At 62.7% G+C, this 16,555-nt stretch carries 13 protein-coding genes and 4 pseudogenes; 8 read left to right on the top strand and 9 right to left on the bottom strand.

All coding sequences use genetic code 11. The features are described from left to right. The 3 genes from Q427_RS09000 to dcd all read left to right on the top strand — a co-directional run. The coding region (locus Q427_RS09000; protein WP_231613572.1) for a hypothetical protein at positions 1-1,127 on the top strand (1,127 nt) is incomplete at its 5' end. A 149-nt stretch (positions 1,128-1,276) separates the two neighbouring features. After that, positions 1,277-2,083, top strand: a complete 807-nt coding sequence (apbC, locus tag Q427_RS08995) for an iron-sulfur cluster carrier protein ApbC (RefSeq protein WP_231613573.1) — start codon at positions 1,277-1,279, stop codon at positions 2,081-2,083. 238 nt (positions 2,084-2,321) lie between these two features. Further along, a complete protein-coding gene (gene dcd / locus Q427_RS08990; protein ID WP_043510379.1) occupies positions 2,322-2,888 on the top strand; it encodes a dCTP deaminase in 567 nt (188 codons plus the stop codon). A 365-nt stretch (positions 2,889-3,253) separates the two neighbouring features. Here the strand turns inward: dcd and purN are convergent. Both purN and purM read right to left on the bottom strand, forming a co-directional pair. After that, a pseudogene (purN, locus tag Q427_RS08985) lies at positions 3,254-4,010 on the bottom strand (phosphoribosylglycinamide formyltransferase). After that, complete coding sequence (purM, locus tag Q427_RS08980; protein WP_043513098.1) at positions 4,007-5,083, bottom strand: phosphoribosylformylglycinamidine cyclo-ligase; 1,077 nt, start codon at positions 5,081-5,083, stop codon at positions 4,007-4,009. The pseudogene purN and the gene purM overlap by 4 nt, the downstream one beginning before the upstream one ends. Positions 5,084-5,259: 176 nt before the next feature. On the opposite strand from purM, the gene Q427_RS08975 reads away from it, so the two are divergent. Beyond that, positions 5,260-6,336, top strand: a complete 1,077-nt coding sequence (locus tag Q427_RS08975) for an AI-2E family transporter (RefSeq protein WP_043513096.1) — start codon at positions 5,260-5,262, stop codon at positions 6,334-6,336. Further along, the gene (hda, locus tag Q427_RS08970) at positions 6,333-7,034 is read left to right on the top strand and encodes a DnaA regulatory inactivator Hda (protein WP_043513092.1); all 702 of its coding nucleotides are present in this window, start codon (positions 6,333-6,335) and stop codon (positions 7,032-7,034) included. Before Q427_RS08975 ends, hda begins: the two co-directional genes overlap by 4 nt. Before the next feature lie 54 nt (positions 7,035-7,088). Here the strand turns inward: hda and Q427_RS08965 are convergent, their stop codons facing one another. The 4 genes and pseudogenes from Q427_RS08965 to Q427_RS35200 form a co-directional block, all read right to left on the bottom strand. Then, on the bottom strand, positions 7,089-7,637 hold the full coding sequence (locus Q427_RS08965) for a carboxypeptidase-like regulatory domain-containing protein (protein WP_043513089.1): 549 nt from the start codon (positions 7,635-7,637) through the stop codon (positions 7,089-7,091). A 165-nt stretch (positions 7,638-7,802) separates the two neighbouring features. After that, positions 7,803-8,182: pseudogene (locus Q427_RS08960) on the bottom strand (phasin family protein). A 105-nt stretch (positions 8,183-8,287) separates the two neighbouring features. Further along, entirely contained in the window at positions 8,288-8,584 is a 297-nt protein-coding gene (locus tag Q427_RS35205) for a GGDEF domain-containing protein (protein ID WP_051496247.1), read from the bottom strand. Next, positions 8,562-9,278 carry a sensor domain-containing diguanylate cyclase gene (locus tag Q427_RS35200; protein WP_197030561.1) on the bottom strand — a complete coding sequence of 239 codons (717 nt, stop codon included), beginning with the start codon at positions 9,276-9,278 and terminating at the stop codon, positions 8,562-8,564. Before Q427_RS35200 ends, Q427_RS35205 begins: the two co-directional genes overlap by 23 nt. A gap of 437 nt (positions 9,279-9,715) precedes the next feature. On the opposite strand from Q427_RS35200, the gene Q427_RS08950 reads away from it, so the two are divergent. Beyond that, positions 9,716-10,363 (top strand): cyclic nucleotide-binding domain-containing protein, encoded by a 648-nt coding sequence (locus Q427_RS08950; RefSeq protein ID WP_197030560.1) that lies wholly within the window; start codon positions 9,716-9,718, stop codon positions 10,361-10,363. Positions 10,364-10,419: 56 nt separating this feature from the next. On the opposite strand, the gene Q427_RS08945 is transcribed toward Q427_RS08950, so the two are convergent. Then, complete coding sequence (locus tag Q427_RS08945; protein ID WP_043513087.1) at positions 10,420-10,941, bottom strand: hypothetical protein; 522 nt, start codon at positions 10,939-10,941, stop codon at positions 10,420-10,422. A gap of 384 nt (positions 10,942-11,325) precedes the next feature. Between Q427_RS08945 and Q427_RS08940 the strand changes: the two are divergent. Continuing rightward, positions 11,326-12,704: pseudogene (locus Q427_RS08940) on the top strand (class II fumarate hydratase). A 34-nt stretch (positions 12,705-12,738) separates the two neighbouring features. On the opposite strand, the gene glpD reads toward Q427_RS08940, so the two are convergent. Continuing rightward, entirely contained in the window at positions 12,739-14,241 is a 1,503-nt protein-coding gene (glpD, locus tag Q427_RS08935) for a glycerol-3-phosphate dehydrogenase (protein ID WP_043513084.1), read from the bottom strand. Between the two features lie 176 nt (positions 14,242-14,417). Further along, positions 14,418-15,175: pseudogene (locus Q427_RS08930) on the bottom strand (DeoR/GlpR family transcriptional regulator). Between the two features lie 147 nt (positions 15,176-15,322). Between Q427_RS08930 and glpK the strand changes: the two are divergent. After that, positions 15,323-16,555, top strand: a 1,233-nt coding sequence (gene glpK / locus Q427_RS08925) for a glycerol kinase GlpK (protein ID WP_043513102.1), incomplete at its 3' end; no start/stop codon positions are given.

The raw sequence follows: 16,555 nt of genomic DNA, 5'->3' as shown, positions 1-16,555 counted from the left end.
CTGTCATCGCTCGATGCCAGGCATCTATTACCAGAGAGAGGGTCTTGCCAATGTCGGAAAATACCCAGAGCCCACTTTACAAGGACAATCGTGTCAAGGCCCTGGTGGCCGTGGCGCTGCTTGCGGTGATCTGGGCGATCTTTGCCCACAACAGCGCCGGCAATCATCGCGATCGCAGTGCAGCCCTTGAGGAGCAACTGGCGGCGGTACAGGATGAACGCCAACAGTTAGCCTCCCAGCTGCAGGAACGCGATGCCGCAGGAGAGGACATCGAAGCCCTGGAAGCCCGTGTGGCAGAGCTCAATGAGGAGCAGCAGGCTGCCGAGGCGGCATTGGCCGAGGAGCAGGAAGCCGCCCGCGCCGAGATCGCACGCCTTGAGGCCGAAGTGGCTGAGGTCGAGGGGCAGCTGGGTGAGCTTCAGGAGGAACGTGCTGCTCTTGAGGCCGACATCGAAGCCTACCAGGCCGAGAAGGCCGAGGCAGAAGAGGCGCTGGTCGAACTGCGTGGCGAGCATGAGGCGGTGGAACAGGCTCGCAGTGATGCCGAAGCCGCTCGTCAGGAAGCCGAAGAGGCACGCCAGGAGGCCGAGGCGGCACGCCAGGAAGCCGAAGAGTTGCGTCAGATCGCCGTTGATGAGCGCCAGGAGGCCGAGGTCGCCCGTGACCTGGCCGATAATGAGCTGGCAGTGATCGAAGAGGACATTGCTGCGGCAGATGAGCAGTTGGATACGTTGGGTGCCGAGATCAGCGAGCGCGAATCCACCGTCGACGCGCTGGAGAACGACATCGAAGCCCTGGAGGCCTGGCGTGACGAGGTGGAACGCGAAATCGGCGAGGCGAGGGAGCTGCGCGAGCAAACCCTGTCCGAGGTTGAGGAAGCGCGTGCCGAGCGTGAGGCTCTGATGGAGGAGCTCGAGGATGGGCGCGGTGCCCTGGCTCAGCTCGATGATCAGATCGAGCGTCGCCAGCAACAGCTGCAGCGACTGGAAGCACAGCTCTCCGAATGGCGCAGTGAATTGGAGGATCTCCAGCTTCGTACGTCCGATCCGGAGCGTGCCCAGCAACAGGAATCTGAGCAGGCCGAAGAAGAGGAAGAGGACGAGGAAGAGGAAGCCGAGCAGTCTTGAATCAGGCGCTAGGCATCAGAAGGCGGAAAAGCGGCGAGCCAGGCTCGCCGCTTCTCGTTTGGCCGATTGAGAGCGCGTTATACTGGCCGAAGTGATTCCATGTTTCCCACGAGCGGAGAGACATCCATCAGTACAAGGAGCGAGTCGTGATTGAAGGGGTCAAGCATATCGTCGCCGTGGCATCCGGCAAGGGCGGGGTGGGCAAGTCCACCGTCGCCGTCAACCTGGCCTTGGCCATGGCCGCCGAGGGGTACCGTACCGGCATCCTGGATGCCGACATCTACGGGCCCAGTCAGGCCCAGATGCTCGGTGTGGCAGAAGGTGTACGACCGCAACAGGCCGGCGAGAACCGCTTCAGGCCGCTGGAGGCCCACGGGCTTCAGGCCATGTCCATGGCCTTCATGGTGGATACCCGCGAGCCCATGGTATGGCGCGGCCCCATGGTGTCCGGTGCCTTCCAGCAGCTACTGACCCAGACGGCCTGGGACAATCTCGATGTGCTGTTCATCGACATGCCTCCGGGCACCGGTGACATTCAGCTGACGCTGGCCCAGAAGGTGCCCGTCGACGGCGCCGTCATCGTGACCACGCCCCAGGACATTGCCCTGCTCGACGCGCGCAAGGGCATCGAGATGTTCCGCAAGGTCAACGTGCCGGTGCTCGGCATCGTCGAGAACATGAGCCTGCATGTCTGCACCCAGTGCGGCCATTCCGAGCCGATCTTCGGTGAAGGCGGCGGTGAGCGGATCTCGGCGGAGTACGAGACTCGTCTACTGGGGCGGCTGCCCCTGGCCCTTTCGATTCGCGAGCAGGTCGACGGCGGGCGGCCGACGGTGGTGGCAGAGCCGGATGGTGACGTGACTGCCACCTTCCGTGACATGGCCCGCCAGATCGCCGAGCAGATCGAAGGGCAGCAGGCAGACGAAGGGCCAAGCATCTCCTTCAGCGATGATTGATCAGGGCTAGGGCAGCTCCCTGTAGCGAGGGGCGCCGGGGACAGGCCGAAAAGGAGGTCTTTTGCCATGGATGGCAAAAGTAGCGCCCAAGGAGGGGTTTACAGCGCCTCCTTGTAGGCCTGTCCCCGGATCAGCCCCGAGCGGTAGACCTGGACGATCGAGCAGGCAGTGACGCCCGACGCCGGGGCCGCTATCATGGCAGCCCCGATTCGTGATTTGACAGCATCAGGACGACCCAATGAGCATCAAAGCCGACAGTTGGATCCGCCGCATGGCCGAGCGGGATGGCATGATCGAGCCCTTCGAAGCCGACCAGGTTCGCTACGTGAACGACCAGCGGGTGATCTCCTACGGTACGTCCAGCTATGGCTACGATGTGCGTTGTGCCGATGAATTCAAGGTATTCACCAATATCCACTCCGCGATCGTCGATCCCAAGGCCTTCGATGAGAAGAGCTTCGTCGATATCAAGGGTGATGTCTGCGTCATTCCGCCCAACTCCTTCGCCCTGGCCCGCACCGTCGAATACTTCCGTATCCCGCGTAGTGTGCTGACCATCTGCCTGGGCAAGTCCACCTATGCCCGCTGCGGCATCATCGTCAACGTGACGCCGCTCGAGCCGGAGTGGGAAGGGCATGTGACCCTGGAGTTCTCCAACACCACCAACCTGCCGGCCAAGATCTACGCCAACGAGGGCGTGGCCCAGATGCTGTTTCTGGAGTCGGATGAGATCTGCGAGACCTCCTACAAGGATCGGGGTGGCAAGTACATGGGGCAGCGGGGGGTTACCTTGCCGCGCACCTGAGGTGCCAGTCGCGATGGGGACTCGGAGCGCCGAACCGAGCGCTCCAACAGCTGCTTTTTCCACCTACGGTGCCACGCCATCTTGTCGGAGGAATCTTCAGATCACGACTGGAGGCCGAAGGCCTCCCGGCGGTGTTGCCGAGGTTGGCAGTTACCACCAGCGTTGCAGTCTCCGCCAAGGCGCCTGGCGGCGCCAGTCGCGATGCGGAGCAGCGCTCCAACAATGATACGTTCCACTAACGGTGCCACGCCATCTTGTAGGAGAATCTTCAGATCACGACTGGAGGCCGAAGGCCTCCCGGCGGTGTTGCCGGCATTCGCGACGACAACCAACCTTTCAGCCTCCGCCGGGGCGCCTGACGGCGCCTACTCCTCGTCCAGTTCCTCGTCGAGCTCTTCGGCCGCATCGGCATGGGAGAGCCGCAGGCCCTGGGGGGGCAGGCGGGTGCCATCGAGGGTCGCGCCGTCGCTTCCAGTCGCAGGCGACCTTCCAGGAACCACTTCACGGCGATGGGGTAGATCAGGTGCTCGCGGGTATGCACCTTCTGCTGGAGGCTGGCCTCGGTTTCCCCCTCGACGATGTCCACGGCGGCCTGGATCACCACCGGCCCGCTGTCGAGCTCTTCGGTGACGAAATGCACGCTGCAGCCATGCTCTGCAACGCCATCGGCAAGCGCCTTGGCGTGGGTGTTCAGTCCCTGGTAGGCAGGCAGCAGCGAAGGGTGGATATTGAGCATCCGCCCCAGGTAGCGCTGCACGAAGCGCGGAGTCAGGATGCGCATGAAGCCGGCCAGCACGATCAGGTCGGGCTGATGGCGATCGATGACCTTGATCAGGCGCCGTCGTAGGCTTCGCGGCTGTCGTACTCCCGGTGGGGCAGGGCCACTGCATCGATGCCGGCATCCCGCGCCCTAACCAGGCCATGGGCATTTGCCAAATTGGAAACGACCGCCACGATCTCGCCGCCAAGTTCATCATGGCTCTGGGCATCGATCAGCGCCTGCAGGTTACTGCCACTGCCCGAAATCAGCACGACCACCCGCCGAACCTCGCTGGGCTCGGGGGTGAAGTCGTTCAGGGTGTCGCTCTGTGGGGAATCGTGCGTAAAGCCAGGGTCACTCATGCCTTCAGGTTCTCCAGCCGAACCGGATCTTCGTCCTGTTGACGGGCGGTGATCTCGCCGATGCGATAGACCGTCTCGCCCTGTGCCTGGAGGTGGGCGCGCGCCTGGTCGGCCTGGTCGGCGGGAACCACTACGACCATGCCGATGCCGCAGTTCAGCACCCGGTGCATCTCGTGCTCGTCGACGTTGCCCTGCTCCTGCAGCCAGTCGAAGACCTTGGGGCGCGTCCAGCTGGCGACGTCGATACGGGCGCCAAGGGTCTCGGGCAATACCCGCGGGATATTCTCCAGCAGGCCCCCACCGGTGATGTGGGACAGCGCATGGACCGCCACGCCACTCTCCTTGATCAATGACAGCAGCGGCTTGACGTAGATACGGGTTGGGGCGAGCAGAGCATCGCCCAGGGGCCCGCCATCCACCGCGATATCGAGGGAGGCGCCGCTCACCTCGAGAATCTTGCGGATCAGCGAATAGCCGTTGGAGTGGGGGCCCGAGGAGGCGATGCCGAGGAGCACGTCGCCTTCGGCGACCTTGCTGCCGTCCAGGATCTCGGACTTCTCGACCACGCCGACACAGAAACCGGCCAGGTCGTAGTCGCTGCCTTCGTACATGCCGGGCATCTCGGCGGTTTCACCACCCACCAGGGCGCATCCCGACCGCTCACAGCCTTCACCGATACCGGTGACCACGTCCGCGGCGATGTCCACATCCAGCTTGCCCGTGGCATAGTAGTCGAGGAAGAACAGCGGTTCGGCACCGGCCACCACCAGGTCGTTGACGCACATGGCGACGAGATCGATGCCGATGGTGTCATGTTTGCCAAGATCCATGGCGAGACGCAGCTTGGTACCCACGCCGTCGGTACCGGACACCAGTACCGGCTCGCGGTAGCCGGCCGGCAGCTCGCACAGAGCGCCGAAGCCGCCTAGCCCGCCCATCACCTCCGGGCGCATGGTGCGTTTGGCAACGCCCTTGATACGGTCGACCAGGGCGTTTCCGGCGTCGATGTCGACACCGGCATCCTTGTAGCTGAGCGGTGCCTTGGACGGCTGGGCGGAAGTGGAGTCGGTCATGGCCTGTCCTGTATAAAGTCGCGGTTGCGGTTAGTGTAGCGCTGCCGCTCTAACATCGGTATGGCGCGTCGATTGCCCGGAGCGAATCGACGAGCAGTGGGCAAGATCGGGCGGGAATTGTAGCATCACGGCGCACGGCCCGCATTGTCGTGGTCGTCCAACGCAGGGAGTGTGGGATGCGCAGAGAGTGGTGGGTTCTGATTGCTGCAGTCGCGATGCTGTGGCTGCTGTTCCAGCTGGAAGCGATGCTGATGCCGTTCATCGCCGGCATGATCCTGGCGTACCTGGCCGATCCCCTGGCCAATCGGTTCCAGCAATGGGGATTGTCGCGGACGCTGGCGGTCTGTGTCGTCTTCCTGTTGTTGTCGCTGGTCCTGGGCCTGGCGCTGCTGGTGCTGATTCCTCTGGCAGTCCAGCAGGTCAGGCAGTTCGGCCAGCTGGTGCCCGGCATCTTCGAATGGGTGGAAACGGTGCTGGCCCCCCAGATCCGGGGCTGGACCGGGCTGGATGTCGCGGCGGATCTGGAAAACGTCCAGGAGACCCTCGCCGAGCACTGGCAGGACGCCGGCGGTTATCTCGCCCAGTTCCTGGGCCAGATCGGGCGCTCGGGTATGGCCCTCGTCACCTGGGTGACCTATGTGGCCCTGATTCCCGTGGTGACCTTCTACCTGCTGCTGGACTGGGGGCGGTTGCTCGACAACCTGCGCAACCTGGTGCCGCGCCAATGGGAGCCCGAGGCAGTGCGTCTGGTCTCCCGCTGTGACGAGGTGCTGTCGGCCTTCCTGCGAGGCCAGTTGCTGGTCATGCTGACCCTTGGGGCCATCTACGCCATCGGGCTGACCCTGATGGGGGTTCGTTTCGGCCTCTTGATCGGCATGGTGGCGGGTCTGGCCAGTATCGTGCCTTTCCTGGGCTTCATCGTCGGCATCAGTGTGGCGCTGATCGTGGCCTTCTTTCAGTTCGGTAGCTGGCTGGCGCTGGTGGGGGTCGTGGGCGTGTTCACCTTCGGGCAGATTATCGAAAGCACCGTGCTGCAGCCCAAGCTGCTGGGTGACAAGATCGGACTTCATCCGGTTGCCGTGATCTTTGCCGTGTTGGCAGGGGGGACGCTGTTCGGTTTTACCGGCGTTCTGCTGGCGCTGCCGGCAGCGGCGGTGATCATGGTACTCTTGCGTGAACTGAAGGATCGCTACAAGCGCAGCAGCTTGTACGATGCCGGGCTACGCAAGCGACACGACGAGGATTCTTCATGAGCCGAGCACCGGCGCAGCTGCCGCTGGGAGTGAGTCTGCGTGACGATGCCACCTTCGACAGCTTTCTGCCGGGCGCCAACGCCACCCTGCTGGAGACGCTGATCCAGCAGCTTGGCGAAAGCGGCGAGCCCTTCGTTTACCTGTGGGGGGCTGCCGGCACCGGCCGAACCCATCTGCTACAGGCCGCCTGCCATGCGGCATCCAGTCGGGACCTCCGTGCGCTCTATCTCCCGCTCGAGGAGCTGGGGCACTTTCCGCCGCTGATGCTGGAGGAGGTCGAGCGACTCGACCTGGTGGCCATTGACGACGTGGATGCGGTGGTGGGACGAAAGCGCTGGGAAGAGGGGCTATTCCATGCCTTCAATCGGTTACGCGATGCCGGTAAGCACCTGCTCATCGCCTCTGCCGTCTCGCCGCGCCAACTGCCGGTAAAACTGCCGGACCTGGCGTCACGCCTGACCTGGGGCGTGACTTTCCATCTCCAGGGGCTCGACGATGCCGAACGCTTGCAGGCGCTACAGCTGCGCGCCCGGGTTCGCGGCATGCAGCTGCCGGATGAAGTGGCGCGCTATATCCTGCACCGCGGGCCGCGCGGCTTGGGCGAGCTATGCGAATCGCTGGCGGTGCTCGATCGAGCCTCGCTCACCGCCCAGCGCAAGCTGACGATACCGTTCGTCAAGCAGGCGCTGGACTGGTAGGCCGGGCCAGGTTTCCCGGCCCAGGTTTCTTGACTCGGATTTCTCGACTCAAGGTCATCGGCTCAGGTTGACTTCCAACCGCTGCCCATTGCGTAGCGATACCTGCCGGATGATGGCCTGTCGCTGGCCGTTGCCGGGATTCACCACGCTCCCCATCACATAAAACTCGCCGGCGGGAAGCCCCTGCAGGCTGAATTGTCCGTTGTTGTCGGTGCGGGTCGTATGAGTGAACGCCTGGGCGCGGGGGTCGGCAGGTTCTACCGCGCGGCCCGCCAGCGCATGTTCGGCAGCCTCGGCGGAATAGGTGGTTACCGGTGCAACCGCCACGGTCTCACCGGCACCCGGCATGCCGTTCAAGGCCAGGCGGCCACTGATCGCCGCGGAGCCCGATCGTTCCAGGTTGGCATACTCCCGTTCGGGAAAGGCGACCTGGCGGGCGACCCTGCCCGGCGTGACCCGGTCCGGATCAGCTCGTTCGACTGCCGGTGGGCGCTCGTCGCCGATGTCGATGACTTCGATCCGCTCGGGCGGTGGCCCGGGTTCCATCATCTGGCAGCCGGCAAGTGCGAGGCCGAGCAGCGCTACTGGAATCCACGCTTTCATCTGTACTTCCTCGTGATTCGCCCGTGCCCTACGAGAATAAACGATGTCACCGGTCAGGTGACAGCTTCATATCCTCATGACAGTATCCCCATAACGGAAAAGGCCCGCCGATCGATGATCGGCGGGCCTTGTCGTCATGCCGGCCTCAGGGGCCGGCCACCGGCTTTACTTGCTAGCCTTGGTGGCAGTTTCCTGGGCCTGCTTGACGTTGGTCTCGGCCAGCTTCTGACTCTTCTGCACGAAGTCCTGCTGCAGGGAGGCGACCTTCTCGGCGTCACCCTTCAGGCGCTCGGTCAGCTCCTTGGCGACCTGCTGCTGGCCTTCCATGTACGCACGGAGGCCTTCGGCGTCCTTGACGTTCATCAGGCTGCGCACCTGGGCCAGGCCGGTATCGGTATAGGCTTGGTGGCGTCCAGTTGGGCGTTGACCAGCTTTTCGGTGTAGTCGACGCTCAGCGCCGCAAAAGCGCGGGCCGGGGCAAAGAACATTGACTCGAACTGCTTGGTGTCAAACTGCTTGGTATCGAAGTTGAATGCATTCGTCATGATAGGAACCTCCAGGTTCTTGATAAGACATCGAACGGGAGATCCCGCTCTGTTGCAATGCACAATAGCAGAGCGATTTGTGCAGTGCAACATCGATTTTGCATTTTAGCGTAACGGCACAAAATTGCCGCTGGCCCCGTTCCGCTGGGAGGGCGGGGCGTCGGCGGGGCACTCGACCCGGTTGCGGCCGCTGCGCTTGGCATGTAGCAGCAGGGTGTCGGCCCGATGAATCAGGTCATCCATCGACTGGTCGTCATGCAATCGGGAGGCAATGCCAATACTGACAGAGAGCCGGCCGGCCTCCTGGAGGGTTTTGCTAAGCCGCTCGGCGATGGCTCTTGCCCCCATGATGTCCGTCTCGGGCAGTACGATAATGAACTCATCCCCACCGTACCGACCCACCAGATCGCAATCGCGAACCATCGCGAACCATCGCCAACGTCGCCTGGGCCACGGTTCTCAGCGCGTGGTCCCCGGCCAGGTGGCCTTGCTCATCGTTGATGAGCTTGAAATTGTCGATGTCGAGCATCATCAGGCATAGCGTCAGCTCGTAGCGGGAGGCGCGCCTGAATTCGTTATCGGCCAGTTCGAGAAGGTGTCGGCGGTTATAAGTCTCCGTGAGACAGTCATGGGTGGCCAGGTAGGTCAAGTGCAGGTTGGCAGCCATCAACTCATTCGTGCGCGCCATGACCCGGCGCTCCAGCTCCCGTTCCAGCTCCTGAAGACCCGGCAGCGCAGGGACCCAGAGGGAGTCGTGGACGATGCCGAGCAGGTGCGTCAATTCGCCCAGCGGGTTGGCGATCGGCACCAGCAGGACCTGTCGGCGGCCCTCGCACTGTTGGCCCTCCCTGTCGAGGAAGCAGCCGGTGGCCTCGTAGCGAACCGGCATGCCCTCCTCCATGCAGCGGACGCAGTGGGTTATCACATCATCGCTAAACGGAGAGGGGAACAGGTGGGCCAAGTGATTGCCCACCCAGGTCGGTTCGCTCCCCAGTCGGGCTTGCTGTGCAGGGTTGATGTCCTCGATGATGAAGTTCTCGCAACCTTCTATTCGCACCAGGAACATCTGTTCAGGAAAAAAATCCCACAGGCTCATCAATACTGCGCCGGCATTGCTGCCGAGTCGGTTAAGACAATCCTGTGTAAGCCAGTTTGACGATAGCATTGTCGTGCCCCCCTGCATGACGGTGACTCCGTTCGTGGCCGTGCTGACTGCCACAAGCCTGTCCTGGCTGATATCGCAGCGCAACATTAATTCTAGTTTGGCGTGTCATCCCCCGCTGTATGGTTTACATCATCCCGCCAGCTAGTTTCTCTACCCACTCGTTACATCGAGGCATGAGGGTTTTCACCTTTCACTACGTCAGCCAACTTCTATACTTTGGTCTAGATTCTAAGAATCCCTAAGGATAGGGGGCTGCCATGACGAGTCAAGGCAAGATAAATCCCCATGATCCGGATGCACTGAGCTGCCTCTCGTGCCGTCTCGGTTCCCTCTGCCTCATGGCGGGCCTTCCCCAGGAGGAGAGGGCATTGTTCAGCCGCATCGTTCGACCGGCCGAGACGCTTGAAAAACGCCAGGTCCTGGTGCGCCAGGGTGCTGCATTCGACAGCCTGTTTACCGTCCGTACGGGTAGCCTCAAGCAGGTCGTCGTGACCGACAGCGATGAATATCTCGTCACGGCGCTGTATCTGCCGGGCGATCTGGTTGGGTTGGACGCCATCGGCGAGGGTGCGTACACGGGGTCGCTTGTCGCCCTGGAAACCTCCGGCGTATGCGAGATCCCGTTCGAACAGCTCGACCAGCTTTGTACCCGCTCCGATGGGATACGTCGGCTTTTACCTCGTTACCTGAGCCAGGCAATGCACGATGAGCGACTGGGACTAAACCTGCTCCTGCGTCGAACGGCCGAAGTTCGGCTGGCCTGCTTTTTCGAGGCCGTTTCCGAGCGTTTCCGGCTTCGAGGCTATTCGCCACACCACTTCCGCCTGGCCCTGTCGCGAAGCGATATCGCGAGCCACCTGGGACTGACCCCGGAAACCGTGGGGCGAGTGCTGGTGAGCTACCAGCGGCAGAATCTGTTGGAGGTGAGCGGCCATGAATACCGGATTTTCGATCTCGAGCGGCTGAAGAGCCTGGCGACTGCCAGCGGTCGGCGTCACCCCCAGCGTGAGGCTTAGTGGGGCGCCGAGCGCAGCGGGTTCGGCACCCGCTGCGCCCCGGGCTTCCGTTGCTGCTATATCGCACTGGCTGCCTTGATGTGCTGTGGCATGCGGCTGGTCCAGATCGGGCGGCCCGGCTCCCGGCACTCTTGAATGATGCGGTATTCGTTGTTCTTCTGGGTCACGAAAGCCAGCAAGGGTCGATGCAGCTCCGGCGTCGCATTGGTTTCCAGCAGCCAGGCAAAGAGCCTGCATGTGACCTCGGCGGCATCCTCGGCCCCCATCAGGGCATCCCGGCTCATGGCATCATCCACCACAAAGAAGTGCCGGCTCGAACGCGGCAGGAAAGGCGATTCCCGGGGCGGGTTCAGGGAGACGCAGGCTTCGAGTTCCAGTTGTGTGGCGACGTTGCGCAACGTCTGAATGCGCTGTTCGCACTCCATGCCAAGGGCTGCCATCAGGCGACTGATATGGGGCGCGATCGGCAGGAAGCTGAGTGCCAGTCGCCGGTAACGGTTCAGCTCCCCTGTTTCATGGGTGTGGGCAATGCTGAGCTGTTCATGCGGTAGTAGCGTGAGTGCCGTCAAGTTGTCCATGTTTACCATTCCATTAGCGTTATCAATGAACCTGAGCTGAGTGGGCTACAGTGAGGCAATCCTAGTTTGACTGAGCCTTTGCATTCCACGATAGGTATCAAGGAATGGATCGAATGGAGAAACTTGAATAAAGAAACTGAGGTGACTCACTCATCGATACTAGTTATGTAATAGTTTGGTGCTTAGATATTCAAATATTGTTTATTTCTTGTAAAGCGTAGCCGGTGGGCCGCTTCAGGTTTGCGTCGTGACCGGCGCTACTGCACGGGTGAGGTGCCTGCTGCCCTTGCAACTGGTGTCAGCGGCAACCATGGTAAAAGCTTGGGCCATGAGTCTTGGTCAAGCGTGTTGGTGGCAGTGCAGTACCGACAGGGAGGAGGAGAGATGAGCGACCATCGTATCGAACGAGACAGCATGGGCGAGCTGAAGGTGCCGCACGACGCCCTGTACGGCGCCCAGACTCAGCGGGCAGTCAATAATTTCCCGGTATCCGGTCAAGCGATGCCGCCCGCCTTCATCCATGCCATAGCGCGCATCAAGCTGGCGGCGGCCCGGGTCAACCGTGACCTGAAGTTGCTGGATGGCGAGCGTGCCGAGGCCATCGCCGATGCCGCCCAGGCAATCATCGAGGCAGGCACGACACCCAGTTCCCGGTGGACGTCTTCCAGACCGGTTCCGGCACCTCGAGCAACATGAACGTCAATGAAGTCATCTCACGCCTGGCGAGCCACGATGACCTGCAAGTTGGCCCCAATGACCATGTCAACATGGGGCAGTCGAGTAATGACGTCATCCCCACGGCGATCCACCTTTCGGCGGCACTGGAAGTCACCACGCGGCTGCGACCCGCCCTGGTCCATCTGCGGGCGACCATCGACGAGCGAGCATTGGAACTCGACGGGGTGGTCAAGACCGGGCGTACTCACCTGATGGATGCCATGCCGCTGCGTTTGAGTCAGGAGCTGGGGGGGTGGTCGAGCCAACTGGGCCAGGCTATCGAGCGCCTCGACAGTGCCATGCTTCGTCTCTGTAGGCTGGCCCAGGGCGGCACTGCGGTAGGCACGGGCATCAATGCCCATCCTGAATTTGCCGAGAGAATGGCGCGTGAGTTGAGCGAGCAGACGGGGCTTTCGCTACGGCCAAATGACAGTTTCTTCGCCAGCCTGGCTTCCCAGGATGGTGCCGTGGAGCTCTCCGGGCAGCTCAAGGGCCTGGCCTGCGTGGTGATGAAGATCGCCAACGATCTGCGCTGGATGAACTCCGGGCCGCTGGCCGGCCTGGGGGAGATCGAGCTGGAAGCGCTGCAGCCCGGCAGTTCCATCATGCCGGGCAAGGTCAACCCCGTGATCCCGGAATCGGCGGCCCAGGCTGCCGCCCAGGTGATCGGCCTGGATGCCGCCGTGACGGTGGCTGGCCAGAGTGGCAACTTCCAGCTCAATGTCATGCTGCCCCTGGTCGCCCACAATCTGCTGACGTCGATCACCTTGATGAGCAACAGCGCACGCTTGCTGGCCGACCGCGCCATCGCCACCTTCAAGGTGCGGGAGGCGAACATGGCCGAACCGCTGGCGCGTAATCCGATCCTGGTTACCGCGCTCAATGGCGTCATCGGCTACGATGCCGCAGCAGCCGTTGCCAAGGAGGCTTACAAGGCCGGCCGGCCCATCATCGATGTGGCGGAGGATCAGACAGATCTGAGCCGCGACGAGTTGGAGCGGCTGCTCGATCCCGCCAGCCTGACCCGTGGGGGGATCCCCGAATAGGCATGGCTGTCGCTGGCCGGGCGGCCAACGTTGTTCAGGCGGCGAGCACCTGGCAGTGGGCCTCGACATGCTGGACCAGGGCATCGAGCTGGCGCGGTGTCAGGCGCAATCCAAGCTTGGTGCGCCGCCACAGGATGTCTTCGGTGCTCGTAGCCCATTCATGATCGATCAGGTAGTCGACTTCAGCGGCGGTCAGCCCGGCGCCGAAGGCTTCGCCAAGGTCGGCTTCCTCGGTGGCGCCGCTCAGGAAGCGCAGGCAGAGCGTCCCGTAGCTGCGGGCGAAGCGCCTGGCGCGGTCGTCTCCCAACCAGGGGTAGGTCTCGAGCAACTGATGGCTGAAGTTCACCTGGTTCGCGATGTCACCGCCCGGCAGCGCCACGGTGGCGGTCCAGGGGCGTCCCATGTGAGGGAAGCGTGGGGCGAGCATCTCGAGAGCCGACTCCGCCAGCTTGCGATAGGTGGTGATCTTGCCGCCGAATACCGATAGCAGCGGGGCGCCTTGTTCGTCGAAGGCCAGCGTATAGTCGCGGGTCATTGCTGAAGGGTCGTCGGATTCGTCGTCGCAAAGGGGGCGCACGCCGGAAAAGCTGCTGATCACGTCGCTGCGGGTCAGCTGGCGTCGAAAATTCTCGTTGACCACCTCGAGCAGGTAATCCACCTCCTCCTCGGCGATGGCCACACGGGCGGGGTCACCCTCATAGCGCCTATCCGTGGTACCCACCAGGCTGAAGTCATCTTCGTATGGCAGTACGAAGACGATGCGCCTATCGCTGTTCTGGAGGATGTAGGCGCGGTCGTCAGCGTTGAGCCTGGGCACGATCAGGTGGCTGCCCTGGATCATGCGGATGGCATAGCGCGACCTGCGACGGGTCTGTTCGCGGATCACGCTTTCCACCCAGGGGCCCGCCGCATTGACCAGGGTGCGAGCATAGCGGCGCAAGCGCTTGCCGGTCCGCTGGTCCTGGAGTTCGATGCACCAGTGGCCCTGCTCCTCATAGGCCGCAGTACAGCGCGTGCGAACGAGAATCTCGGCGCCGCCCTCGCGGGCCTGGATGGCATTGAGGACCACCAGTCGGGCATCATCCACCCAGCAGTCCGAATATTCGAAACCGCGCATTATCTCGGGCTTCAGCGGCGAATCCGAGCCGAAGCGAACGCCACGAGATCCGGGCAGCTGCTTGCGCTTGCCCAGGTGGTCGTACAGGAACAGGCCGGCACGGATCATCCAGGCCGGACGCAGGTGCGAGCGGTGGGGGAGGATGAAGCGCAAGGGCCAGATGATGTGAGGTGCCTTGTTGAGCAGCGTTTCCCGCTCCCGCAGGGCCTCTCCGACCAGGCGGAATTCATGGTGTTCCAGGTAGCGAAGTCCGCCATGGATCAGCTTGCTGCTTGCCGACGACGTGGCCCCGGCCAGGTCTCCCTGCTCACAGAGCCCGACGGTAAGGCCGCGGCCGGCGGCATCATTGGCGATACCCGTGCCATTGATGCCGCCACCGATGATGTACATGTCGAGGAGGTCGCGCGAGGGTTCCGCCATGGATGCAGGCTCCGTTCAGCTGGCGTCACATCGCCAGACATCATGTCGTGTTTGAAAACGAACATAGATGAATCGAAACCGAACATCAAGAGGAAAAGGGTAGCAGGCCAGTGCAAGGAGAGATGCACCGGAGGAAAGCAGTGGGGCGGTGGAGCGGACGAGCGATAACCGCTCAATCAGGCCAGATGCAGGGCAACGTCGTGGGCCTTCATCAGGTGCACGATCGCTTCGGGAGGCTGGCGATCGGTGAACAGGGCATCGAGCTGGGCGATATTGCCCTGGCGGACTACCGGATTGCGGTGGAACTTGGAATGGTCGGCGGTGAGATAGACCTGGCGCGAGTTGCGGATGATGGCCTGCGCCACACGGGCCTCCTGGTAGTCGAACTCGAGGAGGGAGCCGTCCTCATCGATACCGCTGATACCGATGATGCCGTAATCGACCTTGAACTGGTTGATGAAGTCGATGGTGGCTTCGCCGATGATGCCGCCGTCACGGGAGCGTACCTGCCACCGGCGATGATGACGTTGAAGTCCTCCTTGTGCTGGAGAATGGCAGCGACATTGAGGTTGTTGGTGATGACCTCCAGCCCCTGATGATCGAGCAGGGCTTCCGCCACCACTTCGTTGCTGGTGCCGATATTGATGAAGAGTGAAGCGTGGTCGGGAATGTGGCTGGCCACCAGGCTGGCAATGCGCCGCTTGGCCTCGAGGTTGAGGTTCTTGCGAGTGCTGTAGGCGGTATTGACGGTGCTCGATTCCAGGCCGGCTCCACCGTGAACACGGCGTATCATTCCTTCCTCGGCCAGGGCATTGAGATCGCGTCGCACCGTCTGCGGGGTGACGGCGAAATGTTCGGTAAGCTGTTCGATACTGGCATACCCCTGGCGGCGGACCAGATCGACGATGGCATCCTGGCGTTGCTGTTGATTCATGTCGGCTCCCTAGCGATCCCAAGATTGTAAGCTATTCGGCGGGTTAGCGGCAGAGGCGGCGGGGCTGCGTCGAAAGTCGTAGAGCATTGCGAACACACTGCAGTACCCTTGGTGATCATAAACGAACATACAATGACAGGACATATCATGGCCGACTACCTGCTTGCCATCGACCAGGGGACCACCAGCTCCCGCGCCATCCTCTTCGACCGCAGTGGCAACGTGGCCCACGTCGCTCAGCAAGAGTTTCCCCAGCAGTTTCCCCACGACGGCTGGATCGAGCATGACCCCGAGGCGATCTGGGGCACGGTGCTGGCGACGTGCAGAGAGGTGGTCGAGAAGAGCGGTGGGTCACTTTCCCGCATTGCCGGTATCGGCATCACCAACCAGCGCGAAACCACCCTGCTGTGGGATCGACAAACCGGTGAGGCGCTCTACAATGCCGTCGTCTGGCAGGACCGGCGTACGGCTGACGCGTGCCAGGCTCTGCGGGACAAGGGGTATGCTGACCTGGTCCAGGCACGTACCGGACTGCTGATCGATCCCTACTTCTCGGCAACCAAGCTGGCTTGGCTGCTGGACAACGTCGAGGGCGCCCGCGATCGCGCGGAGCGGGGAGAGCTGGCCTTCGGCACCGTCGACACTTTTCTGCTCTGGCGGCTCACCGGTGGGCAGGTGCATGCCACCGACGCTACCAATGCGTCCCGCACCATGCTGTTCAATATCCATACCCAGCAGTGGGATGACGAGCTCCTCGCGCTGTTCGATATCCCGCGAGCGCTGTTGCCCGAGGTTCGCGACAGCAGCGATGACTTCGGCCAGACCGAGGCGAGCCTGCTGGGTGAGGCATTGCCGATCGGTGGGGTCATCGGCGATCAGCAGGCGGCCCTGGTCGGACAGGCCTGCTTCGAGCCGGGCATGGGTAAGAGCACCTACGGGACCGGCTGCTTCATGATCGTCAATACCGGGGACAAGGCCGCCGTCTCCCGCAATCGACTCCTGACCACCGTGGCGTATCGTCTCGGCGGCAAGCCGACCTATGCCATGGAAGGCAGCATCTTCGTCGCCGGGGCTGCCGTCCAGTGGCTGCGCGACGGTCTCAAGCTGTTCGACAATGCCGCCGAGACCGAGGCGCTGGCCCGCGAGACCAGGGATGGTCACAGCGTCTACCTGGTGCCGGCCTTTACCGGCCTGGGCGCGCCGCACTGGGACCCCAAGGCGCGCGGTGCGATCTTCGGCCTGACCCGGGATACCGGCATTGGCGAGATCGTCGCCGCCGGGCTGCAGGCGGTCTGCTACCAGACCCGCGACCTCCAGGCCTGCATGCGCGACGACATGGAGGCAAGCCCAGGCAAGCTGCGTGTGGATGGCGGCATGGTC

The organism is Halomonas sp. BC04, from assembly GCF_000568385.1.
Note: the sequence above shows the minus strand (reverse complement) of the source record. Positions and strands in the feature narration are given on the sequence as shown.